General features: G+C 72.0%; 21 protein-coding genes. 7 read left to right on the forward strand and 14 right to left on the reverse strand.

The genetic code is table 11. The features are described 5' to 3' along the window. The 9 genes from hisF to hisD form a co-directional block, all read right to left on the reverse strand. Positions 1-691: imidazole glycerol phosphate synthase subunit HisF (gene hisF, locus HCN51_RS49325; protein WP_168019304.1), on the reverse strand; the 691-nt coding region annotated here is incomplete at its 3' end. Further along, entirely contained in the window at positions 688-1,098 is a 411-nt protein-coding gene (locus HCN51_RS49330) for a Rid family hydrolase (protein WP_080041026.1), read from the reverse strand. The genes HCN51_RS49330 and hisF, both read right to left, overlap by 4 nt. A 19-nt stretch (positions 1,099-1,117) precedes the next feature. Then, positions 1,118-1,840, reverse strand: a complete 723-nt coding sequence (gene priA, locus HCN51_RS49335; protein WP_168019306.1) for a bifunctional 1-(5-phosphoribosyl)-5-((5-phosphoribosylamino)methylideneamino)imidazole-4-carboxamide isomerase/phosphoribosylanthranilate isomerase PriA — start codon at positions 1,838-1,840, stop codon at positions 1,118-1,120. Beyond that, complete coding sequence (locus tag HCN51_RS49340) at positions 1,841-2,170, reverse strand: hypothetical protein (RefSeq protein ID WP_080041028.1); 330 nt, start codon at positions 2,168-2,170, stop codon at positions 1,841-1,843. 7 nt (positions 2,171-2,177) lie between these two features. Next, the gene (gene hisH / locus HCN51_RS49345; RefSeq protein ID WP_346434077.1) at positions 2,178-2,816 is read right to left on the reverse strand and encodes an imidazole glycerol phosphate synthase subunit HisH; all 639 of its coding nucleotides are present in this window, start codon (positions 2,814-2,816) and stop codon (positions 2,178-2,180) included. Continuing rightward, positions 2,810-2,965 (reverse strand): hypothetical protein, encoded by a 156-nt coding sequence (locus HCN51_RS49350; protein ID WP_168019310.1) that lies wholly within the window; start codon positions 2,963-2,965, stop codon positions 2,810-2,812. Before HCN51_RS49350 ends, hisH begins: the two co-directional genes overlap by 7 nt. Continuing rightward, positions 2,962-3,555 (reverse strand): imidazoleglycerol-phosphate dehydratase HisB, encoded by a 594-nt coding sequence (gene hisB, locus HCN51_RS49355; protein WP_080041029.1) that lies wholly within the window; start codon positions 3,553-3,555, stop codon positions 2,962-2,964. Before hisB ends, HCN51_RS49350 begins: the two co-directional genes overlap by 4 nt. Beyond that, entirely contained in the window at positions 3,552-4,622 is a 1,071-nt protein-coding gene (locus tag HCN51_RS49360; protein WP_168019333.1) for a histidinol-phosphate transaminase, read from the reverse strand. Before HCN51_RS49360 ends, hisB begins: the two co-directional genes overlap by 4 nt. Beyond that, the gene (gene hisD / locus HCN51_RS49365; protein ID WP_168019335.1) at positions 4,619-5,926 is read right to left on the reverse strand and encodes a histidinol dehydrogenase; all 1,308 of its coding nucleotides are present in this window, start codon (positions 5,924-5,926) and stop codon (positions 4,619-4,621) included. Before hisD ends, HCN51_RS49360 begins: the two co-directional genes overlap by 4 nt. A 597-nt stretch (positions 5,927-6,523) precedes the next feature. On the opposite strand from hisD, the gene HCN51_RS49370 reads away from it, so the two are divergent. The 4 genes from HCN51_RS49370 (at position 6,524) to HCN51_RS62745 (ending at position 10,349) form a co-directional block, all read left to right on the forward strand. Beyond that, complete coding sequence (locus HCN51_RS49370; RefSeq protein ID WP_168019337.1) at positions 6,524-7,285, forward strand: hypothetical protein; 762 nt, start codon at positions 6,524-6,526, stop codon at positions 7,283-7,285. Positions 7,286-7,321: 36 nt separating this feature from the next. Continuing rightward, entirely contained in the window at positions 7,322-7,516 is a 195-nt protein-coding gene (locus HCN51_RS49375; RefSeq protein ID WP_080041033.1) for a hypothetical protein, read from the forward strand. A 48-nt stretch (positions 7,517-7,564) separates the two neighbouring features. After that, on the forward strand, positions 7,565-8,569 hold the full coding sequence (ligD, locus tag HCN51_RS49380; RefSeq protein ID WP_168019339.1) for a non-homologous end-joining DNA ligase: 1,005 nt from the start codon (positions 7,565-7,567) through the stop codon (positions 8,567-8,569). 88 nt (positions 8,570-8,657) lie between these two features. Further along, the gene (locus HCN51_RS62745) at positions 8,658-10,349 is read left to right on the forward strand and encodes a DUF11 domain-containing protein (protein ID WP_206068804.1); all 1,692 of its coding nucleotides are present in this window, start codon (positions 8,658-8,660) and stop codon (positions 10,347-10,349) included. Positions 10,350-10,489: 140 nt separating this feature from the next. Here HCN51_RS62745 and HCN51_RS49395 read toward each other — a convergent pair whose 3' ends face one another. Continuing rightward, the gene (locus tag HCN51_RS49395; protein ID WP_346434078.1) at positions 10,490-11,608 is read right to left on the reverse strand and encodes an MFS transporter; all 1,119 of its coding nucleotides are present in this window, start codon (positions 11,606-11,608) and stop codon (positions 10,490-10,492) included. Positions 11,609-11,662: 54 nt separating this feature from the next. Here HCN51_RS49395 and HCN51_RS49400 point away from each other — a divergent pair, with 54 nt between their 5' ends. Together HCN51_RS49400 and ybaK are read left to right on the forward strand one after the other, a co-directional pair. Then, positions 11,663-12,469, forward strand: coding sequence for an AraC family transcriptional regulator (locus tag HCN51_RS49400; protein WP_168019343.1), 807 nt, complete (start codon positions 11,663-11,665; stop codon positions 12,467-12,469). A gap of 65 nt (positions 12,470-12,534) precedes the next feature. Further along, positions 12,535-13,029 carry a Cys-tRNA(Pro) deacylase gene (ybaK, locus tag HCN51_RS49405; protein WP_168019353.1) on the forward strand — a complete coding sequence of 165 codons (495 nt, stop codon included), beginning with the start codon at positions 12,535-12,537 and terminating at the stop codon, positions 13,027-13,029. Positions 13,030-13,419: 390 nt separating this feature from the next. Here the strand turns inward: ybaK and HCN51_RS49410 are convergent, their stop codons facing one another. Continuing rightward, complete coding sequence (locus tag HCN51_RS49410) at positions 13,420-15,729, reverse strand: transglycosylase domain-containing protein (protein WP_346434079.1); 2,310 nt, start codon at positions 15,727-15,729, stop codon at positions 13,420-13,422. Between the two features lie 53 nt (positions 15,730-15,782). Beyond that, positions 15,783-17,093 (reverse strand): UDP-N-acetylglucosamine 1-carboxyvinyltransferase, encoded by a 1,311-nt coding sequence (murA, locus tag HCN51_RS49415; RefSeq protein ID WP_230466401.1) that lies wholly within the window; start codon positions 17,091-17,093, stop codon positions 15,783-15,785. A gap of 173 nt (positions 17,094-17,266) precedes the next feature. Here murA and HCN51_RS49420 point away from each other — a divergent pair, with 173 nt between their 5' ends. After that, positions 17,267-17,794, forward strand: a complete 528-nt coding sequence (locus HCN51_RS49420; protein WP_080041038.1) for a hypothetical protein — start codon at positions 17,267-17,269, stop codon at positions 17,792-17,794. A gap of 36 nt (positions 17,795-17,830) precedes the next feature. Here HCN51_RS49420 and HCN51_RS49425 read toward each other — a convergent pair whose 3' ends face one another. Together HCN51_RS49425 and dnaE are read right to left on the reverse strand one after the other, a co-directional pair. Continuing rightward, positions 17,831-19,225, reverse strand: coding sequence for an amidase (locus tag HCN51_RS49425; protein WP_168019355.1), 1,395 nt, complete (start codon positions 19,223-19,225; stop codon positions 17,831-17,833). A gap of 64 nt (positions 19,226-19,289) precedes the next feature. Next, the gene (gene dnaE, locus HCN51_RS49430) at positions 19,290-22,817 is read right to left on the reverse strand and encodes a DNA polymerase III subunit alpha (RefSeq protein ID WP_168019357.1); all 3,528 of its coding nucleotides are present in this window, start codon (positions 22,815-22,817) and stop codon (positions 19,290-19,292) included. Positions 22,818-22,821 lie beyond the last annotated feature (4 nt).

The raw sequence follows: 22,821 nt of genomic DNA on the forward strand, positions 1-22,821 counted from the left end.
AGACGCTGGCCGCCAGCACGGCGTCGGCGCCCGCCGCCACCGCCGGCGGGAAGTGCTCCAGCCGGCCCGCGCCACCGCTGGCGATCACCGGCACCCGCACGGCCGCCCTGACCGCCCGCAGCATCTCCAGGTCGTAGCCGTCGAGCGTGCCGTCGCCGTCCATCGAGTTGAGCAGGATCTCGCCCACCCCGAGCTCCTCGCCCCGGGCGGCCCACTCCACGGCGTCGATGCCGGTGCCGCGCCGCCCGCCGTGCGTGGTCACCTCGAAGCCGCTCGCGGTGCCGGGGGCCCGGCGCGCGTCCACCGACAGCACGACGCACTGCGCGCCGAACCGCCTGGACGCCTCGGTGAGCAGCTCCGGCCGGGCGATGGCGGCGGTGTTGAGCGACACCTTGTCGGCACCGGCCCGCAGCAGCCGGTCGACGTCGTCGACCGAGCGCACTCCCCCGCCGACGGTGAGCGGGATGAACACCTGCTCGGCGGTCCTGCGCACGACGTCGAGCATCGTCTCGCGCTCGCCGGAGGACGCCGTGATGTCGAGGAAGGTCAGCTCGTCGGCGCCCTCCTCGTCGTAGCGCCTGGCCAGCTCGACGGGATCGCCCGCGTCGCGCAGGTTCTCGAAGTTGACGCCCTTGACCACGCGTCCGGCGTCGACGTCGAGACAGGGGATGACTCTTACCGCTACGGTCATGTTCGCAGTGCCTCTATTTCGATCTCGACCAGCATTCTAGGGTCGACCAGCCCCGCGACCCGCACTCCTGTGCAGGCCGGCCGTACCTTGCAGAAGACCTCGTGGATGGCCTGTCCGACGGGGTCGAAGTGGCGCTGCTCCACCACGTAGTAGCGGACCATGACGACGTCCTCCCGCGTCAGGCCGCCCATCAGGACGGCTTCGAGCGCGATGTCGATCGCGGTCAGTGCCTGCTTGTACGGGTCTCCGACGTGCCGCACCTCGCCCGCCACCGTGGCCGTGCAGCCGGACACGATCACCCGCTCGCCCGCCACCACGGCCCGGGCGTAGCCGTACCTCTCCTCCCAGATGCCGCCAGAAAACACCCGGTAACCGGTGCTCTCCATGCCGATGCTGCTGACGCTCATCCCGCCCCCTCCCGGCGAGCTACACGCGTACCGCGGAAAGCGCGTCTTCCAGCGTGAACGCGTGAGCGTAGAGCGCCCTGCCCACAATGGCGCCCTCCACTCCGTCCGGGACGAGAGAAGCCAGTGCCACCAGGTCATCGAGGCTGGAAACGCCGCCGCTGGCGATGACCGGCCGGTCGGTGCGGGCGCAGATCCGCCGGTAGAGGTCGAGGTTGGGGCCCTGGAGCATGCCGTCCTTGGTCACGTCGGTGACGACGTAGCGGGGGCAGCCGTCGGACTCCAGCCGGTCGAGCACCTCCCACAGGTCGCCGGCGTCCTCGGTCCAGCCGCGGGCGGCGAGGGTGGTGCCGCGCACGTCGAGCCCGACCGCGATCCGGTCGCCGTGCTCGGCGATGATCTTCCGGCACCACTCCGGGTTCTCCAGGGCGGCGGTGCCGATGTTGACCCGGCGGCAGCCGGTGGCCAGGGCGGTGGCCAGCGACTCGTCGTCGCGGATGCCGCCGGACAGCTCGACGTTCACATCGAGCTTGCCGATCACCTCGGCGATCAGCTCGCGGTTGCTGCCCCGGCCGAACGCGGCGTCGAGGTCGACCATGTGGATCCACTCGGCGCCCGCCTCCTGCCAGGCCAGCGCGGCGGCCAGGGGCGTGCCGTGGACGGTCTCGGTGCCGGCCTCGCCCTGCGTCAGGCGTACGGCCTGGCCGTTCACGATGTCGACGGCGGGCAGCAGTACGAGCGACATTCAGGTCCTCCGGTCGAAAGCGAGGGTCACGACAACGGGTGCGAGCAGCAGGGAGAAGACGAGCACGCCGAAGCTGAGCGGGAACGAGCCCCAGATCAGCCAGACGATCACCTGCACGAGCAGGAAGCCGAGCGCCACCACCGCGTTCTGGGCGCGGTGGCGGCGGGCCAGCACGCCGCCCTGGCGGTAGAACCGCACCGGGCGCGGCGTCAGGCGGGCCAACACGGCGCGGCGGCGGGCCCGGCGGGCCTGCCGCTCCTCGTTGGCCCGGATCGCGCGCGCCCGCTCGGCCTCCCGCTCGGCCCGGCGGCGCGCGCGTTCCTTGCTCATGACGGGCTCACAGCGTCTGGAGCCAGTTGCGCAGCAGCGCGGCTCCGGCGTCGCCGGACTTCTCGGGGTGGAACTGGGTGGCCATGAGCGGGCCGTTCTCGACGGCGGCCACGAACGGCACGCCGTGCTCGGCCCACGTGACGGCCGGCTCGGCGAAGCCCTCGCCGGTGCGCAGCTCCCACTCGCGCACGCCGTAGGAGTGCACGAAGTAGAAGCGGGTGGCCGCGTCGAGGCCGTCGAACAGCACGCTGCCGGCGGGCGACTTGACGGTGTTCCAGCCCATGTGGGGCAGCACCGGCGCCTCCAGCCGCTCGACCGTGCCGGGCCACTCGCCGCAGCCCTCGGTCTCGACGCCGTGCTCGACGCCCCTGGCGAACAGGATCTGCATGCCGACGCAGATGCCGAGCACCGGCCGGCCGCCGGACAGGCGGCGCCCGACGATCTGCTCGCCGCGCACGGCCTTGAGGCCCTTCATGCACGCCTCGAACGCGCCCACGCCGGGCACGACGAGGCCGTCGCACTCCAGCGCCGCCTCGAAGTCGGGCGTGACGGTCACCTCGGCGCCGGCCCTGGCCAGGGCCCGCTCGGCCGAGCGCAGGTTGCCCGAGCCGTAGTCGAGCACCACGACGTTCTTCTTGCTCACCACCACAGCACCCCCGCCGTGATCGCCATCGCCGCGCCCAGCGCGCAGACGGCCGCACCGATCTTGAGCCCCTGCTTGCCCAGGGAGAAGACGCCACCGGCCAGGAACAACCCGAGGAAGACCATCACGATGGCGAGGACGTTGTCGGTCATAGCACGCCCTTGGTGCTGGGCACCCCAGTGGCGCGGGGGTCGAGTTCGGACGCCTCGCGCAGCGCCCTGGCCAGCGCCTTGAACTGGGCCTCCACGATGTGGTGGGCGTTGCGGCCGTAGGGGACGTGCACGTGCAGGCAGATCGCGGCCTGCGCGACGAACGACTCGAGGATGTGGCGGGTCATCGTCGTGTCGTACTCGGGGCCGATCATCGGCGCCATGCCCTCGGGCTCGGTGTGCACGAGGTAGGGGCGGCCGGACAGGTCGACGGTGACCTGGGCGAGCGACTCGTCGAGCGGGCACGACGCGCTACCGAACCGCCTGATGCCCGACTTGTCGCCCAGCGCCTCGCGGAACGCCGCGCCCAGCGCGAGCGCGGTGTCCTCGATCGTGTGGTGCGAGTCGATGTGCAGGTCGCCCTCGGTCTTGACGGTCAGGTCGAACAGCCCGTGCTTGCCGAGCTGGGCCAGCATGTGGTCGTAGAAGCCGACCCCGGTGGCCACCTCGACCCGGCCGGTGCCGTCGAGGTTCACCTCGACCAGGACCGAGGTCTCCTTGGTGACACGCTCGATGCGACCTACGCGGCTCAAAGCACTCCTTCCAGGGCGGCGCGGAAGGCCGCCATCTCCTCGCTGGTGCCGATCGAGACACGCAGCCACTCCGGCGGGCCCACCTCGCGGATGAGCACCCCGCGCTCCAGCATCGCCTCCCACACCTTGCGCCGGTCGGGGAAGCGCCCGAACAGCACGAAGTTCGCGTCGGAGTCGGCCACGGCCAGGCCCTGGGAGCGCAGCCACGTCACCGTGTCGTCACGCTCGCGGCGCAACGCGCCGACGGTGCCGAGCAGCTCCTCCTGGTGCCGCAGCGCCACGCGCGCCGCCGTCTGGGTGAGCGTGGACAGGTGGTACGGCAACCGCACCAGCAGCAGCGCCTGCACCACGGCCGGGTGCGCGGCCAGGTAGCCCACGCGGGTGCCGGCCATGGCGAACGCCTTCGACATCGTCCGGGTGACGATCATGCGCGGGTGCGCGGGCAGCAGCGTCAGCGCCGACGGCGTGCCCTCGCGGGCGAACTCGGCGTAGGCCTCGTCGACCACCACGATGCCGGGCGCCGCCGCGGCGACCGCCTCGATCGTGTCGAGCGGCTGCGCGGTGCCGGTCGGGTTGTTGGGCGAGGTGATGAAGACGATGTCGGGGCGGTGCTCCTCGATCGCGGCCACGGCCTTGCCGGGGTCGAGCGAGAAGTCGTCCTCGCGGCTGGCCTTGACCCACTCGGTGCTGGTGCCGCTGGTGATGATCGGGTGCATCGAGTAGGACGGCTCGAACCCCATGGCGCTGCGGCCGTGGCCGCCGAACGCCTGGAGGATCTGCTGGAGCACCTCGTTGGAGCCGTTGGCGGCCCACACCTGCTCGGTGCTCAGCCCGTGGCCGAGGTAGGCGGCCAGCTCGGCGCGCAGCTCGACGGCGTCTCTGTCGGGGTAGCGGTTGAGCTCGCCCGCCTGCTCCCCGATCGCCCTGGCCAGGTCGGCGACCAGCTCGGGCGAGGGCGGGTAGGGATTCTCGTTGGTGTTGAGCCGGACCGGGACGTCGATCTGCGGCGCGCCGTACGGCGTCTTGCCCCGCAGGTCGTCGCGGATGGGCAGGTCGTCGAGGTTCACTCGGGCACTCGCCAGTCGAATCGGGCGCGGATCGCCGCGCCGTGTGCGGGCAGGTCTTCGGCGTCGGCCAGGACCGACACGTGGGCCGCCGCGCCGGCCAGCGCCTCGCGGCTGTAGTCGACGACGTGGATGCCGCGCAGGAACGACTGCACCGACAGGCCACTGGAGTGGCAGGCGCAGCCGCCGGTGGGCAGCACGTGGTTGGAGCCGGCGAGGTAGTCGCCGAGCGAGACGGGCGCGTAGGTGCCCACGAAGATCGCGCCGGCGTTGCGCACGCGCGCCGCGACGGCCGCCGCGTCGGCGGTGTGGATCTCCAGGTGCTCGGCGGCGTAGGCGTCGACGACCTTGAGGCCGTCGTCGATCGAGCTCACCAGCACGATGCCGGACTGCTTGCCGCTCAGCGCCTCGGTGATGCGCTCGGAGTGCTTGGTGGCCGAGACCTGGCTCGGCAGCTCCTTCTCCACCGCGTCGGCCAGCTCGGGGCTGGTGGTGACGAGCACGGCGGCGGCGATCGTGTCGTGCTCGGCCTGGCTGATCAGGTCGGCGGCGACGTGCACCGGGTCGGCCGTCTCGTCGGCCAGGATGGCGATCTCGGTGGGGCCGGCCTCGGAGTCGATGCCGATCAGGCCCTTGAGTAGCCGCTTGGCCGCCGCCACGTAGATGTTGCCGGGGCCGGTCACCATGGTGACGGGCGCGCACTCCTCGGTGCCGTACGCGAACATGGCCACCGCCTGCGCCCCGCCCACGGAGTAGACCTCGTCGACGCCGAGCAGCGCGCACGCGGCCAGGATCGTGGGGTGCGGCAGGCCGCCGAACGCCTTCTGCGCCGGGCTGGCCACGGCCAGCGAGCCGACGCCCGCCTCCTGCGCGGGCACGACGTTCATCACGACGCTGGAGGGATAGACCGCGCGGCCGCCGGGGACGTAGAGGCCCACGCGATCGACCGGCACCCACCGCTCGGTGACCGTGCCGCCGGGCACGACCTGCGTGGTGACGTCGGCGCGCCGCTGGTCGCGGTGGACGAGCCTGGCCCGCCTGATCGACTCTTCCAGCGCCGCCCTGACCCTGGGATCGAGCTCGGCGAGGGCCCGGTCGAGGGCCTCGGCGGGCACGCGGGCGGAGGCGATCTCGACACCGTCGAACCTGGCGGTCAGCTCCCGTACGGCTGCCGCCCCGCGATGGCGCACGTCGTCGCAGATGGGCCGCACCTTCTCCAGGGCGGCCTCGACGTCGAGCTCGGCGCGGGGCAGCACGTCGCGCAGGTCCTCCGGCAGAGAACCGCGCATGTCAATACGGGAAATCACCCTGACAGTCTACGGAGTCCGGGCCCTGAATCTGGTTCTGTCCATCATGCGGACATGTCGGGCGCGGCGCTTTGGGGGCGGCTGCGAGGGCGGCACGTCGGGCGCGGCGCTGCGAGGGCGGCACGTCGGGCGCGGCGCTTCGAGGGCGGCACGTCGGGCGCGGCGCAAGTGAAGGCCGCGGGGCGGGCGCTCGCCGACGCGCGCCCCGCGGCCACCATCACCCCGGACCGGGCCTGCCGGGGCGGAAGCCGTGGCCGTCACGGGGGCACGGCCACGGCAGGGAAAAGCTCAAGGGGTCACAACTGCCCGGGAGCGGCCGGATCTAACGTCTCCGCCAAGAAAAACTTTGAGTAATCAAAAGCTAACGTTACGTCATCTTTACGGCCGGGCACGTGTCGTAGAGGGGCCGTCTCATGCACCACACCAGCACCGGCACACATCACCCGGGCCGGACGATCTGCTCATCTCTCCAGCACGCCGCGGCCCTGCACCCGGTCGCGACCGCCGAGCCCGGCGCGGTGGCGGGCATCCCGCTCGTCCGGCCGGCCCGGCATCGACCCCGGCTACGCGATCCCCTCCCACGTCGCCGCCGCCGGCGTGCCGCGCGGCGCCCTGTGGAAGAACGTCCCCGCCGCCGAACCGGGCGAGGAGCACTGGGCCGAGGTACGCAAGGTCTGCGGCGGCTGCTTCACCGACGACGAGCGGCGGCGCGGCACCACCGTCATCGGCCAGCGCGCCACCCACCCCACGGAAAGGCTCGTGCTCGACCACTTCGAGGAGCTGATCTCCCGCTACCCGGAGCACCTGGCGTTCGGCGGCCGCCTGGGCACCCGCTACCCGTGGCGGGCCGCCACCGCCACCGCCGCGGGCGGCACCCGGCTGCGGTACTCCGTGACCAGCGAGATCCGCAAGGCCGTCACCGCGTCCGGCGGGTGGGCGGCCGGCGGCACGATCGACATCACGGTGCCCGGGCACGCCGCGTTCACCGGCGGCTACACGCACGGGGTCGGCACCACCAGCCCCTGGCCCAGCTCCGACACCGTGCACTCGCACCTGCTCGTCGAGCCGGGCGAGCGCGGCAGGATCGACGTCCACGGCATCGGCGGGATCTACTCCGGCTTCCTCTACTTCGCCATGACCGGCTTCCCCCGCCACGACGAGCACGGCGCCCGCTGCTTCGACCTGGGCGGCCACCACGTCTGGACGACCCTCGGCTACCTGTGCTTCCCCGTCGAGGACGCGTTCGTCAAATCGCCCGACGCCCCCGCGGCCGTGCTGCGCTTGCGCCGCACCTGGCCCGACGGCGTTCCCGAGCCGGGCCCCGCCCTGCTCGGCACCCCGGGAGAGGGCCGCCGTTGACGTGTCCATCATGTCCGGGCGCATACCCTTACCGGCATGGGACAGTGGCGCGGGCCGGACGGCATCCTCGTCGAGGCGATCATTCTGGACGATCGCCCGCTGCTGCGTGTCTCCCACCAGGTCAACGGGCGCACCTACCTGCGCGGCTACTGCACCACGGTCTCCGAGCTCGGCCAGCACGGCGTGGACCTGGCCGAACTGGTCGAAGACAGACCTCTTGACCATCTGTAGACCCCTCCTCACCACTGTCGATCAAGCGGACGGGGTACGGCATGAGCCATGGTGCGGCTGCCGGCCTACGCGCCGATGCTGGCCCAGCTCGGGACGCTGACCTCCGTCCAGGGCGACGACTGGGCCGTGGAGATGAAGTGGGACGGCGTGCGGGCCCTCGCCTACATCGAGGACGGCGCCGTCCGGCTGATGTCGCGCAACGGCAAGGACATCACCCCCGCCTACCCCGAGCTGCAGCTCATGGCCGGCGCCATCGGCCGGCACGACACCGTCCTCGACGGTGAGGTGGTGGCCTTCGACGACGCCGGGCGGCCCAGCTTCGAGGCGCTGCAGCCCCGCATGCACCAGCGCAACCCGGCCGCCGTGGCCGAGCTGACCAGGGCGGTGCCGGTCACGTACATGGCCTTCGACATCCTGCACCTCGACGACTCCGGCGTGCTCGCGCGGCCCTACACCGAGCGGCGCGAGCTGCTGGAGGGCACGCTGCGGCCCGGGTACCGGTGGCAGGTGCCCGTGTGGTTCGCCGACCACGCGTCCCAGGCGTTCGACTCCTCGCGGCAGCTCGGGCTCGAAGGGGTCGTGTGCAAGCGGATGGGCTCGCCCTACCGTCCCGGCCGGCGCAGCGGCGAGTGGACCAAGATCAAGAACGTCAGCGCGGTCGAGATCGTCATCGGCGGGTGGAAACCGGGCGGCGGGCGGCGCTCGGGGATGATCGGATCGCTGCTGCTCGGCGCCTACGACCCGCGCGGCCGGCTGCGGTACGTCGGCCACGTCGGCACCGGCTTCACCGAGGCCATGCTGCGCGACCTGCACGACCGGCTCATACCCCTGGAGCGGGACGACTCGCCGTTCGACGAGGTGGTGCCGCGCGAGCACGCCCGCGACGCCCACTGGGTGGAGCCCCGGGTCGTCGGTGAGGTGCAGTACGCCGAGGTCACCGGCGACGGGCGGCTGCGGCACCCGTCGTGGCGGGGGCTGCGGCCCGACCGCGATCCGCGCGAGGCGAGCACCGCCGACCTCCTCCCCGGGCAGGGGGACGCCGCCGCGGGCTGATTTACCCGACACGGACCCCCCGACAGCACATCGTCACCATTTGGTGACTTAAGGTGACCAGAGGTCATCGAGCCGCTCGGGGGACATTGTGCGCAAAACTCTCGTCACCACCCTGACCACGCTGGCCGGGGTCACACTCGCCCTGCCCGCCGACCTGCCGGCGGCGGCCGACCCGCCGCCCGCCACCGGCACCACACCGACCGGCCAGTCACCACCCTCCCTCCAGACGGCGCCCGTCGCCCAGACCGTGCGGCCCGCTCCGCAGGGCCGCCCCTGGGGGGCCGCCGCGTCGCCGGTGATGCGTCCCGGACGGGCGGTGCGGTACTGGACGGCGAACAAGCAGGCCAAGGCCAAGGCCGCCGACCTGCCGCCCAGCGTCCCCAGCACGGGAGTGGGCGCGGGCGTGGGATCGGGATCGGGCGTCGGCGGGGGCACGAGCGTCCGCGCCGGTGCAGGCGTCGGCGCGGACGGGACGGGCACAGGGCCGGGCACGGGCTCAGGCACGGGCTCAGGCACGGGCTCAGGCACGGGCGCCGGTGAGGAGTCGGACGACAGCGGCGGGGCGGCCGAGCGGCGCAGCGTGCCCTCCGCCAAACGCATCACGCCCGGCGGCGACACCAACGGTTACGCCCGGGTGCGCCGCCCGTACACAAGCACGCCGGCCAGCCGGATCACCGGCCGCCTGTTCTTCGTCAACGCGGCCGGCAACGGCGACTCCTGCAGCGCCTCGGTGGTCCGCTCGGCGTCCAGGCTGCTCGTCGTCACCGCCGCCCACTGCGTGTACGGCGTGCCCGCCGGCGCGGCGACCGGCCGCTGGCACACCAGCTTCGCGTTCGTGCCCGCCTACGACGGCCGCGGCGCCACCGTACGGCAGCGCGAGCCGTACGGACGCTGGGGCGGGCGGCGCGCGTGGAAACCCGACGGCTACACCGGCGCGCCCGGCGGCGACTGGAACTCCATCTACGACGTCGCCCTCATCGAGGTCGGCCGCCGCAGCCGCACCCTCCAGGACGCCGTGGGCGCCTTCACCCCGCTGCTCAACCAGGGCGGCAAGCACACGATCGCGACCACCGGCTATCCGGGGCTGCTCGGCAGGAAGCCGTACGACGGCAGGGACCAGCTCTGGTGCCTGGGCAGGACCAGGCCGGCGCTCGGGATCGCCCACGGCGACGGCGTGCTCGCCGCCCGCAGCGCGGCGGCGACGTCGAAGGCGGGGCGGATGGAGACGTTCAACTGCCACCTGTTCAAGGGGCACAGCGGCGGGCCGTGGGTGGTCAAGGGCACCGGCGACCTGGTCGGGGTGCTGTCGGCGGGCAAGGAGGACGGCGAGTCCGACGGCAACTCGGTGGCCAACGCGATCAACCTCGACGGGTACGGCGCGATCGTCAAGCGGGCCGACCCGCGCGGGGTGTACGACGCGCGTTCCATCACTCTGACGGGCCCCGCCCGACCGGTGCGGGCCGGTGGCACCGCCACGCTCACCGCCACCGTCACCATGCGCGGGCTGATGGCCGCCGCCCAGGTGCCCGTCACGCTCACCCTGCCGCCCGGCGCCAGCCTGGCCTCGATCAGCGGCGCCACGTGCAGGAGCGGCGAACGCGAGGCGTCCTGCACGATCGGCAGCCTGCATCCGGGCCATCCGGTACGGCTCCAGGCCCGCGTCCGCGTGGCACCGGGCGCGCCGGACCGGCTGCCGGTCACGGCCCGCGTCACCTCGACCCGCCTGGACCCGGCGCAACGCGACAACACCAGCGTCCTGCGCCTGGCGACCACCCGTTAGCCGGTGGCACCACCGCCTCCCACCCGATCGGACGGCGGCCACCGCCTCCCGCTCGACCGGACGGCGGCCATCGCCTCCGGCCCGGTCGGACGGCCTCCTTCAGCTGGTCAGGCGGCCTGGCTGCTCCGGCGGCGGGCCGGTCAGGCGGCGGGCACCGGCTCCTTGATCGTGCGGGCCATGAGCAGGGCCAGCAGCGGGAACACGATCAGGCAGGCCAGCGCCGTCCGCAGCGACGCCGCCTCGGCCACCGCCCCCACCAGCGGGCTGGCCACGCCGCCCACGCTGACCGCCAGCCCCAGGGTGACGCCGCTGGCCGTGCCCACCCTGGTCGGCAGGAAGTCCTGCCCCAGCGTCACGTGCAGGGAGAACGGGGCGTACAGGGCGATGGAGGAGGCGGCGACGAACAGGTACGCGGCGGGGCCGGGTACGAGCACCACGCCGGCGACGGCGGGCACGGCCAGCGCGTACGACAGCCGCATCGTGCGCACCCGCCCCAGCCGCGCCGCGGCCCGGCCGCCCACCACCGTGCCCACCGCCCCGCCGGCGAACAGCACGAACAACGCCACCGCCCCGGCCGCGCCGCCTCCCATGTAGAGGGCCACGAAGGCGCTCAGCCCGACGTACACGACCGAGCGGAAGACGATCACGAGCGTCAGCCGGGCGAACGACGCCCAGTCGTCCCGCCCCGTGACCGGACCTTCCGCGCGTCCCCGCGGAGCGCCACCGGACAACGCCACGATCGCCGGCAGCGTCAGGACCGCGCCGAGCACCGCGGGCAGCACGAGCAGCGGCGAGGCGCCCAGCCCCCACCCCGCCAGCAGCGGCGTCACCAGCACGGGTGCCGACGCGAAGCCCAGCGTCCCGCCCGTCGCGAACCAGCTCATCCGCACATGGCTGCCCTCGCTCGCCATCCTGGCCAGGCGCGCCGACTCCGGATGGTAGGCGGCCACGCCGAGCCCGGACAGGGCCGCCGCCAGCCAGGTCAGCACGTACGAGTCCGAGACGCCGCACACGGCGACCCCCGTCCCCGCCAGGACCATGCTCGCCGGGATGAGCCACGGCATGCGCCACCTGTCCGTGAGCACCCCGAAGATCGGCTGCACGATGGACGACAGCAGCGTGGCGGCCAGCACGATGCCGGACACGGCGACGTACCCGTAACCGCGCCCCGCCACGAGGAACGGCACGAGCGCGGGGACCGCGCCCTGGTAGAAGTCCACGGTGGCGTGGCCGGCGGCGAGCATGGGGATCCTGTTCACCCCTCGATCCTCGCCCCGGGGACGGATGGCCCGCTTCCGATAAAATGCCAACACATGACGGAAATCCGCCACCTGTCCGAAGCTCCCACTGGCAGGCGCCCCCTGGCACCCGGGGCGGGCATCGACGCCCACCGCCACGACACCCACCAGATCGCCTACGCCGGCCGCGGCGTCATCTCCGTCACCACCGACGCCGGCACCTGGGTCGCCCCGGCGAACCGCGCCCTCTGGGTACCGGCGGGCACCGTCCACGAACACCGCGCCCACGGCGACACGGACCTCCGCCTGGTCGGCCTCACCCACAACCCCCTCGGCCTCAACCGCCCGGCCGTCCTCGCAGTCGGCCCCCTGCTCCGCGAACTGATCATCGCCTACACCGGCGACCCGTCACACGACGCCGCCGACGCGCGGCGGGACGGCAGAGACTCGCAGGGGCGTGCCGGGGACTCGCAGGGGCGTGCCGGGGAGCGGGCGCGGCTGCTGGCGGTGCTGCTCGACCAGCTCAAGCACGCCCCCGAGCAGCCGCTCCACCTCCCCACCGCCCGGGACCCCCGCCTGGCCGCCGTCTGCGCCGTCCTGCACCGCGACCCGGCCGACCCCAGCCCCCTCGCCCGGCTCGCCGCCCGCGCCGGCACCAGCGACCGTACGCTGGCCCGGCTGTTCAGGGCCGAGCTGGGGATGACGTTCCCGCAGTGGCGCACCCAGCTCCGCCTCCACCACGCCCTCCTCCTGCTCGCCGACGGCCTCCCCGTGACCACCGTCGCGCACCGGTGCGGGTGGGCGTCGGCGAGCGCGTTCATCGACGTGTTCAGAAGAGCGTTCGGGTACACGCCCGGCCGGGTGCGCACGACCCCGGGGTGAGCGCCCCGACTCGAACGGCGGCACCCGCACCATGATCGTCAGCCATCGCGCTATGGTCATCAACCATGTCGCGCAAAACCAAGACTGGGGGCACTCCGGCCACCATGGCGCTGGCCAAGGCGGGGGCGGAGTTCACGCTTCATCCGTACGAGCACGATCCCGCCGCCGCGGCCTACGGCGAGGAGGCCGCCGACGCGCTCGGCGTACCGTACGAGCGCATCTTCAAGACGCTCGTCGCGGAGGTGGAGAGCGGGCTGGCGGTGGCGGTCGTGCCGGTGGCGGGCAAGCTCGACCTCAAGGCCCTGGCCGGCGCGCTCAACAGCAAGCGGGCCGCCATGGCCGACGCCGCCAAGGTCGAGCGGGTCACGGGGTACGTCGTGGGCGGGATCAGCCCGCTCGGGCAACGCAAGCAACTCCCCACCGTGGTCGACTCGTCGGCACTGGACTTCGAGACGATCTACTTCTCGGCCGGCAAGCGCGGGCTCCAGATCGAGACCTCCCCCGACAACCTCATCACCCTCACCCGCGCCGTCACGGCCCCCATCGGCAAGACCGCCTGACCCCACCCCTTCCCCACCGCACTCCGGCCGAGCTCCTTCCGGGGTGAAGGGGGAAGGGGCCGCCCACCCTCCGGCCCCGGGGCAGCGGCGACGGGCGCAACCACACCACCAGGCGGCAACGCCCCACGCGCCCGCACCGCAGGAGGGCGGCACACCGGTGCCCGCAGAGCACGGCGGGCCAGCACACACCACAGCGCAGGGCACACGCGTGCACCTCACCACCGACCGGCACCGCACCACGCGCCCGCACCGCATCACCGGAGGCAGCGCATCACCGGAGGCAGCGCACCGAGCGCTCGCACAGCACGGCAGGCCGGCGCAGGGCCGCACGCGCCCGCACCTCACCCGCCGGTCGGCGCCGCGGCACGCCGGAGCGTAGCGCGGGTCCGGTCACCGTCTCCGGCCTTGGTGATGGCCTTCAAGGGGCAGGGCTGGGCGGTGGCGGTGGGGGTGGTCACGCCGCGGGCGTATGACGAGGTGGTGGGGGCGGTCCCCGTGGTGGGGTGGCCATTCCAGGGAGGGTGTGCCGGGGCCCTGGCCGAGGAGCCATTCGAACAGCCTCCGGTAGCGGCGTCCGAACGGGTGGTTCCCGCGCTTCTTGCGTTCCTCCTCCGCCAGCGCCTTCTCCAGCCCCGGCGTGTGGCCGCCGCCGAAGCGGGACATGTCGGGACCCGGGAAGCCGCGGGGTTCGGTCCGGCGCAGGGCGGCGTCCATGGAGTCGACCCAGATCGGCCCGGGCAGCGACGCCCCCTGCACCGACCCGAAGTACTGGTCCCCGATCTGCACCCCTTGGAGGGGGAAGCGGTAGGAGCCGCGGATGTCGCCGACGCTGACGGCCGCCGCGAGGTGCGGCGTGTAGCCGGCGAACCAGGCGGAGGTGTAGCCGTTGTTGGTGCCGGTCTTGCCGGCGGCGGGCCGCCCGAGGGACTGCCCTTTCATGGTGCCCTTGTCGAACACGCCCTGGAGCACGTGGCTGACGGCGTCGGCGACGCCGCGGTCGAGGGCCTGCTCGCAGGAGGGCGGGACGTGGGTGCGCCGCCCGTCCCTGCCGACGATCTCCACGATGGCGAGCGGCCGGCAGTACAGTCCCCGGGCGGCGAAGGCGGCGAACGAGGCGGCGACCGTCACGGGGTCCATCTCGTTGACCCCGAGCGTGAACGTCGGCACCTCCTTCAGAGGCTTCCCGTCGGCCCTGGTGATGCCGAGCGTCCTGGCCATGCGGACGACGTTGCAGAGCCCGACCTTGCGCTCCAGCATCATGTAGAAGATGTTCACCGACTTCCACGTGCCGGTCTCGATGCTGTGCGGCCCGCCCTCGCCCTCGCCGCTGGCGTTCAGCACGCGGGTGTCGGGGTCGTTGACGGGCCGGCCGGAGCAGTCGCGGTAGCCCTGCCCGGGTACGAGCGAGCCGGGCGTCTGGAACCCGTCGCCGAAGCGCCACCCCTGCTGCAGCGCGGTGGCGAGGGTGAAGACCTTGAACGTGGAGCCGGCCTGGAAGCCCTGCCCGCCTCCGTGCGCCACGTCGGCGGGCAGGTTGAAGGTGGTCTTGGGGCCGTTCTTGCGGTCGCCGGGGTTGCGGCCGAAGCGTTTGCTGGCGGCCATCGCCCTGATCCGCCCGGTCCGCGGCTCGACCATGGCCTCGGCGGCGACCTCGGTGTCCTCGGGTGAGACGCGCTCGCGGATGGCCCGTTCGGCGGCGCGCTGCGCGATCGGGTCGAGGCTGGTCCTGATCGTCAGGCCGCCCCTGGCCATCCTGACCTGGCGTTCGCGGGCGGTGTTGCCGAAGACGGGGTTCGACAGGAGCTCCTGCTGCACGTACAGGCAGTAGAACGGGTACCGGCTCTGCGCGCAGCCGCCCGGCTCGGGGCGCAGCTTGATGGCCAGCGGCGCCGCCTTGGCGGCGGCGGCCTCCTGCGGGGTGATCTGCTTGAGCCCGGCCATGCGGTCGAGCACGAGGTCGCGGCGCATCTTCAGGCGTTCCCGCTGCGCCTGCCCGAGCGAGGGGTCGGTCGAGTACGGCATGCGCACCGCCCCCGCCAGCGTGGCCGCCTGGGTCAGGGTCAGCCGGGAGGCCGTGGTGGAGAAGAAGCGCCTGGCGGCCGCCTCCACGCCGTGCGCGCCGGCGCCGAAGTAGGCGATGTTGAGGTAGCGCTCCAGGATCTCGTCCTTGCGGTACTTCTTCTCCAGCGCCAGCGCGTACCGCAGCTCGGTGATCTTGCGGGCGAGGTTGGGGGCGCGCGCCCGGTCGCGTTCGGCGTCGCTGCGCGCGCTCTCCACCAGGATGTTCTTGACGAGCTGCTGGGTCAGGGACGAGCCGCCCTGCCGGATGCCGCCCGCTTGGGTGTTGGTGAGCAGCGCCCGGATGGTGCCTCTGACGTCGAGGCCGCCGTGCTCGTAGAAGCGGGCGTCCTCGATCGCGACGATGGCCTTGCGCATCACGGGCGCGACCGCGCCGAGCCGCACGGCCGTCCTGTTGGCCTCGTAGAACTGGGCGAACGGCCGCCCGTCCTTGTCCAGCAGCCTGGTCACCTGGGCGAGCGGCTCCTCGCGCGGGGCGGGCGGCAGGTCCACGAAGGTGTTCGTGACGCTCATGGCGGCCAGGCCGCCCCCGCCGACCAGCGGCGCGGCCAGCGCGGCCGCCAGCACCCCGCCGAGCGCCCCCGCCAGGCCGAGCGCTCCGACGGATCTGAGTACGGTCACGTCAGATGATCTGCGACGTCCCGATCAGTGGCAAACGCCCGCTTCCTGCCTCTTTACCGTTGCCGTGTGATGTTCAGACCGAGCGAGGCGAACTGCTCGAACGGCCGGTGGTAGCCGCGTTCGATGTGGTGCACGCCGCGCAGCGTGGACGGGCCGTCGGCCACCGCGGCCGCCAGCACCGCCGAGAACCCGGCCCTGATGTCGGGCAGCGTCACGTCGGCGCCCTTGAGCTTGGACACGCCGCGCACGACGGCCGAGTGGCGGGCGTTCGTGTCGTGGTAGCGGCAGGCGGGGCCGCCGAGGCACTGGTCGAACACCTCGATCTCGCAGCCCATCTTCTGCAGCGCCGGCACGTACACGAGGCGGTTCTCGAAGACCGTCTCGTGCAGCACCGACATGCCCTGGCTCTGCGTGAACAGCACCATCAGCGGCGTCTGCCAGTCGGTCATGAACCCGGGGTGCGTGTCGGTCTGCACGGCCGCCGAGCGCAGGCCCTCAGGGGGCGCGGTGGCGCACAGGTACTCGTCGTTGATGTCGAACTGGGCGCCCATCCTGGCCAGCGTGGTGATCGCGGTGACCAGGCGGTCCTGCGGGCAGCCGTGCACGCGCACCTCGCCGCCGGTGATCAGGCCCGCCGCCAGGTACGAGAACGCCTCGATCCGGTCGCCGGTCAGCCACGTCTGGGCGCCGCGCAGCCGTTCGACGCCCTCGATGACGATCCTGCGGTCGGGCGACAGCTCGATCCTGGCCCCCATCCGCTGCAGGAACAGCGCCAGCTCCACCACTTCGGGCTCGGTGGCCGCGTTCTTCAGCACGGTCTTGCCGTCGGCCAGCACCGCCGACATCAGCACCGTCTCGGTGGCGCCCACGCTCGGGTACGGCAGCTCGATCCGGGTGCCGTTGAGCCGCTTGGCCTTGGCGTAGATGCCGGTGTCGCCCACCTGCACCTCGGCGCCCATCGCGCGCAGCGCCTCCACGTGGAAGTTCACCGGCCGCCGGCCGATCGGGTCGCCGCCGACCAGCGGCACGAACGCCTCCCCCGCCAGGTGCAGCAGGGGGCCGAGCATGAGGATCGGGATGCGGTTCAGGCCGGTGAACGCGTCGGGGACGCGCGGCTCGATCTCCGCGCCCTTCTCGATCCTGATCTCGGTACGGGAGATCTCGACGTGGATGCCGAGCGCCCGCAACATCTCGGCCGTGATGCCCACCTCGCCCACCTCGGGGGCGTTGTGGATGCTGCTCTCGCCGTTGCCCAGCATGGCCGCGACCATGTGCTTGGACACGCCGTTCTTCGAACCGCGCACTTCGACGTCGCCCCGGAGCGGTCCGGAGGGCTCTATCAGCCAGGCCTCTTCTGCAATCACGAAGTTCTGCCCTTTTCAATCGAGGTCGTGCGCAACCGCGCACGATGCACGATCGTACGTCGATGCGCCCCGGATGCCGCACTTGTCCGGGGATCACGACGCGCAGGAGGGCCGCCGGCCGGGCTGAGGGATACCATCGAGCTGATTCGGACGTACATGTGAGGGGGAGTGGCGTGACGAGGGAAGTACGCGCTTTTGCGGTAACTGTCCTCACACTCGCCGCTCTCGGGGTCGCCGCCGGACTGCTCTGGTCAGGGCTGACGCCGCGGGCGCCGTACCAGGTCACGGAGCAGGGCACGGTGCTGGCCGACCCGACGACGCAGGCGCTGATCGCGGCCGACGGCTGGTTCGCGGTGATCACGGGCGGGCTCGGGCTGCTGTGCGGCGGAGTGGCCTGGTTCGCGGCGCGGCGGTGGATGTTGCCGGTGCTGCTGGGGTTGTGCGCGGGCGGGGTGGCGGCGGCGTTCCTGACGTTGTGGGTCGGGTCCACGTTCACGCTAGGGGCGGTCACGGTGGAGGCGTCCCCGGCGCTGACGGCGGCCGGGACGAAGGTCGTCCCGGGCGCGCTGCATCTGACCGCCAAAGGGGTGATGGTGGCCTGGCCGCTGCTGGCCGTGGGGTTCTTCGGGCTGCTTGAGGGCATGCACGGCTACCGCGAGTCGCCACTGCGGGAGCCGTACGGCGGCATCGGGCCGGTCTGAGCCTGGAGTGGGAGCCGTACGGCGCGGTCCGAGCTCCTAGAGCGGGGGGCGGCGCAGGCCGTGGCCGGTGGCCTGCTCGAAGGCCCGGGCCACCCGCAGCACCCGGGCGTCCTCGAACGGCCGGCCCACGATCTGCACCCCCACGGGCAGCCCGTCCTCGGTGAACCCGGCGGGCACCGAGGCGGCCGGCGCGTGCAGGACGCTGATCCAGTACGCCGAGCGCATCCACGCCAGGTAGTCGGGCAGCTTCTGGCCGTTGATCTCGCTCACGTACGGCTGCTCGATCGGGAACGGCGGCACCTGGCTGACCGGCGCGAGCAGCACGTCGTAGGTGTCGAAGAAGGCGGCCATGCGCTGGTAGAGGCGGCTGCGGGCGCGCTCGGCCCGGGCCAGGTCGGCGCCGCTGACCTGGCGGCCCTGCTCGACGTTCCAGGCCGTGTTGGGCCCGAGCCCTCCCGTGTCGCCGTGCAGGTCGCCGAACACGAGCAGGTAGTTCCAGGCGCGGTAGGTGCGGAAGGCGTCCTCGGCGTCGCTCAGGTCCAGCTCGACCTGCTCCACGCGGGCCCCGAGCCGCTCGAAGACGGCGGGCGCGGTCGCGGTGACCGCCGCGGTGCGCGGGTCCACCGGCAGCCCGCCGAGGTCGGGGCTCCACGCCACGCGCAGCCCGGCGACCCCCTGCTCGGGCTCGGGCGCGAACACCTCCTTGATCGAGTACGGCGAGCGCCGGTCGAACCCGGCGATGGCCCCGAGCATCAGCGTCACGTCCTCGACCGTCCTGGCCATGGGCCCGGAGACGCCCAGCGTGTACCAGGCGTTGATGTCGGAGATGTCGGGCACCCGGCCGGGTGTGGGCCGCAGGCCGACGACGTTGCAGAAGGAGGCGGGGTTGCGCAGCGAGCCGCCCATGTCGGAGCCGTCGGCCAGCGGCACCATGCCGGTGGCCAGCGCGACCGCGGCTCCCCCGCTGCTGCCTCCGGCGGACTTGGCCGGGTCGTAGGGGTTCCTGGTGGCGCCGAACACCTCGTTGACGGTGTGGGAGCCGGTGCCGAACTCGGGGGTGTTGGTCTTGCCCACGGTGACGGCGCCCGCCGCCCGCAGCCGCTGGACGATCACGTCGTCGTGGTCGGGCACGTGCTCGGCGAACAGCGGGGACCCGTAGGTGGTGCGGATCCCCGCCGTGTCGACGAGGTCTTTGTGCGCGACCGGCACCCCGTGCAGCGGCCCGGCGGCCTCTCCCGAGGCCAGGGCCGCGTCGGCCGCCCTGGCCGCCTCCATGGCCCGGTCGGCGACGAGGGTGACGATGGCGTTGACGTGCGGGTTGACCTGCTCGATCCGGTCGAGATGGGCCTCGAGTACCTCCACGGCGCTCACCTGCCGGGCCCTGATCAGCCGGGCCAGCTCGGTCGCGGTCAGGAAATGCAGTTCGCTCACGCCTGCGATCCTGCCCCACGGCGCCGCCTCCCGGAAACGGGAGGCCGGCGCGGGGGAACGGAGGTCAGGCGCCGAGGCAGGCCGGGCCGAGGAGCTGCTTCAGGTCGCCCATCAGCGCCGGGGACGGCGTGACCCGCAGCCGGTCGTCGACCCGCATCACCGTCGTCTTGGGCCCGTTGTGCACCTGGAGGTGCACCTCGGACGTGCCGGGGTGGGTGGTGAGGATCTCCTTGAGCCGCCCCACCACCGGCGGCGTGCAGCGGGTCAGCGGCAGGCTCACCAGCAGCGGCCCACCGGCCTCCACGGTGAGGTCGGGCGCGGTCACCTCCATCGCGATGATCTTGGCAACGTCCTCCCGCTTGTCGATCCGGCCCTTGACGAACACGATCGCGTCTTCGGCCAGCAGCGTCGAGCAGAGCTGGTACGCCGACGGGAAGATCATCACCTCGATGGAGCCCGCGAGGTCTTCGAGCTGGGTCAGCACCCAGGTGTCGCCCTTCTTGGTGACCTTGCGCTGCACCCCGCTCAGGATGCCGCCCACGGTGACCACCTGCCCGTCGGCCCGGCTCTCGTCCTGGACGGCGCCGATCGAGCAGTCGGCTCCGGCCGCCAGGATGTGCTCGACGCCGAACAGCGGGTGGTCGGAGACGTACAGGCCGAGCATCTCCCGCTCGAACTGCAGCAGCGTCGTCTTGTCCCACTCGCCCACCGGAATCTGCACGTCGAAGGTCTGGTCCTCGCCGCCGTCGATCGCGCCGAACAGCGAGTCTTGGCCGATGGCCTCGTTCTTCTTGATGTCGATGATCGCGTCGACGGCCTGCTCGTGCACCATGACCAGGCCCTTGCGCACGTGCCCGAGCGAGTCGAAGGCGCCCGCCTTGATCAGCGACTCGATCACGCGCTTGTTGCAGACGATCGCCGGCACCTTGCGCAGGAAGTCCTTGAAGTCGGCGAAGCGGCCCTTCTCCTTGCGCGCGGAGATGATGCCGTCGACGACGTTGCCGCCGACGTTGCGGATGGCCGACAGGCCGAAGCGGATGTCGGTGCCGCGCGGGGTGAAGTCGAAGTCGGAGTCGTTGACGTCCGGCGGGAAGACCTTGATGCCCATGCGGCGGCACTCGTTGAGGTAGAGGGCCGACTTGTCCTTGTCGTCCTTGACCGACGACAGCAGCGCGGCCATGTACGCGGCCGGGTAGTTGGCCTTGAGGTAGGCGGTCCAGTAAGCGATGAGGCCGTAGGCGGCCGTGTGGGCCTTGTTGAAGGCGTAGTCGGAGAACGGCAGCAGGATGTCCCACAGCGCCTTGACGGCCTCGGGCGGGTAGCCGCGCTCCAGCATGCCCGCCTCGAAGCCGGCGTACTGTTTGTCCAGCTCCGCCTTCTTCTTCTTGCCCATGGCGCGGCGCAGCAGGTCGGCGGCGCCGAGGGAGAAGCCGGCCACCTTCTGGGCGATGGCCATGACCTGCTCCTGATAGATGATCAGGCCGTAGGTCGTGTCGAGGATGTCCTTGAGCGGCTCCTCCAGCGCCGGGTGGATCGGCGTGATCTCCTGCTGGCCGTTCTTGCGCAGCGCGTAGTTGGTGTGCGAGTTGGCGCCCATCGGGCCGGGGCGGTAGAGCGCGAGGGCGGCGGAGATGTCCTCGAAGTTGTCGGGGCGCATGAGGCGCAGCAGCGAGCGCATGCCGCCGCCGTCGAGCTGGAACACGCCCAGCGTGTCGCCCCTGGCCAGCAGCTCGTACGACTTGCGGTCGTCGAGCGGCAACGCCAGCAGATCGACCTTCTCACCCGTGGTCGCCTCGATCATCTTGAGGCAGTCGTCCATGATGGTGAGGTTGCGCAGGCCCAGGAAGTCCATCTTCAGCAGGCCGAGCGTCTCGCAGGTCGGGTAGTCGAACTGCGTGATGATCGCGCCGTCGGAGTCGCGACGCATGATCGGGATGTGGTCGGTCAGCACCTCGCGGGACATGATCACGCCGGCGGCGTGCACGCCCGTCTGCCTGATCAGGCCCTCCAGGCCCCTGCCGAGGTCCATCGTCGCCTTGACGTCGACGTCTTCCTCGTAGAGGCGGCGCAGCTCGCCGGCCTCGGCGTAACGCGGGTGGTCTTTGTCGAAGATGCCCGACAGCGGGATGTCCTTGCCCATGACGGCGGGCGGGAACGCCTTGGAGACGCGGTCGCCCAGCGCGTACGGGTAGCCCAGGACGCGGCCCGCGTCCTTGATGGCGGCCTTCGCCTTGATGGTGCCGAACGTGGCGATCATGGCGACCTTGTCGGCGCCCCACTTCTCGGTCACGTAGCGGATCACGTCGCCGCGCCTGCGCTCGTCGAAGTCGATGTCGACGTCGGGCATGGAGACGCGCTCGGGGTTGAGGAACCGCTCGAAGATCAGGCCGTGCGGGAGCGGGTCGAGGTCGGTGATGCCCATCGCGTACGCGACCAGCGAACCGGCGGCCGAGCCACGGCCGGGGCCGACCGGGATGCCGTTCTCCTTGGCCCACATGATGAAGTCGGCGACCACGAGGAAGTAGCTCGGGAAGCCCATCTGCTCGATGATGCCGATCTCGTACTCGGCCTGCTTGCGGTGCTCCTCGTCGTAGCCGTCGGGCCAGCGGCGGGCCATGCCCTCCCAGACGGTCTTGCGGAAGAACTCGCTCTCCGTCATGCCCTCGGGGATGGGGTAGGTCGGCATGAGGTTCTTGAACTCGAAGAACCCGGTCGCGTCGACCCGCTCGGCCACCAGCAGGGTGTTGCGGCAGCCCTCGGCCCACAGGTCGGAGGAGTCGACCGCGCGCATCTCGTCGGCGCTCTTGATGTAGTAGCCGGAGCCGTCGAAGCGGAAGCGGTCGGGGTCGGAGAGCTGCTTGCCCGTCTGGATGCACAGGAGGGCGTCGTGGGAGGCGGCGTCGGACTCGTAGGTGTAGTGCGAGTCGTTGGTCACCAGCGGCGGGATGTTGAGCTCTTTGCTGATCCTGGTCAGGCCGTCGCGGACGCGGCGCTCGATCTCGAGGCCGTGGTCCATGATCTCCAGGAAGAAGTTCTCCTTGCCGAAGATGTCCTGGTATTTCGCGGCGGCCTTGAGCGCCTCGTCGTACTGGCCGAGCCGCAGCCTCGTCTGCACCTCGCCCGACGGGCAGCCCGTGGTGGCGATCAGGCCGTCGGCGTGCTCGGCGAGGATGTCGGCGTCCATGCGCGCCCACTTGCGCACGAAACCCTCGGTGTAGGCGCGCGAGGACAGCCGCATCAGGTTGTGCAGGCCCGTCTTGTTACGCGCCCAGATCGTCATGTGGGTGTAGTAACCACCCGCCGAGACGTCGTCCTTCTTCTGGTGCGGCTCGCCCCACAGCACCGGCTTCTTGTTGTGGCGCGACTCCGGCGCGACATACGCCTCGATGCCGATGATCGGCTTGATCTCGGCGGCCGTGGCCTGCTTGTAGAAGTCGTAGGCGCCGTGCATGTTGCCGTGGTCGGTGATCGCGATCGCGGGCATCCCCAGGTCGCCGACCTGCTTGAACATCTGCTTGAGACGGGCCGCCCCGTCGAGCATGGAGTATTCGGTGTGAACATGCAGATGAACGAACGAGTCGCTGGACGACATGGAG

The organism is Nonomuraea composti (assembly GCF_012034275.1).
Taxonomy (GTDB): Bacteria; Actinomycetota; Actinomycetes; order Streptosporangiales; family Streptosporangiaceae; genus Nonomuraea; species Nonomuraea composti.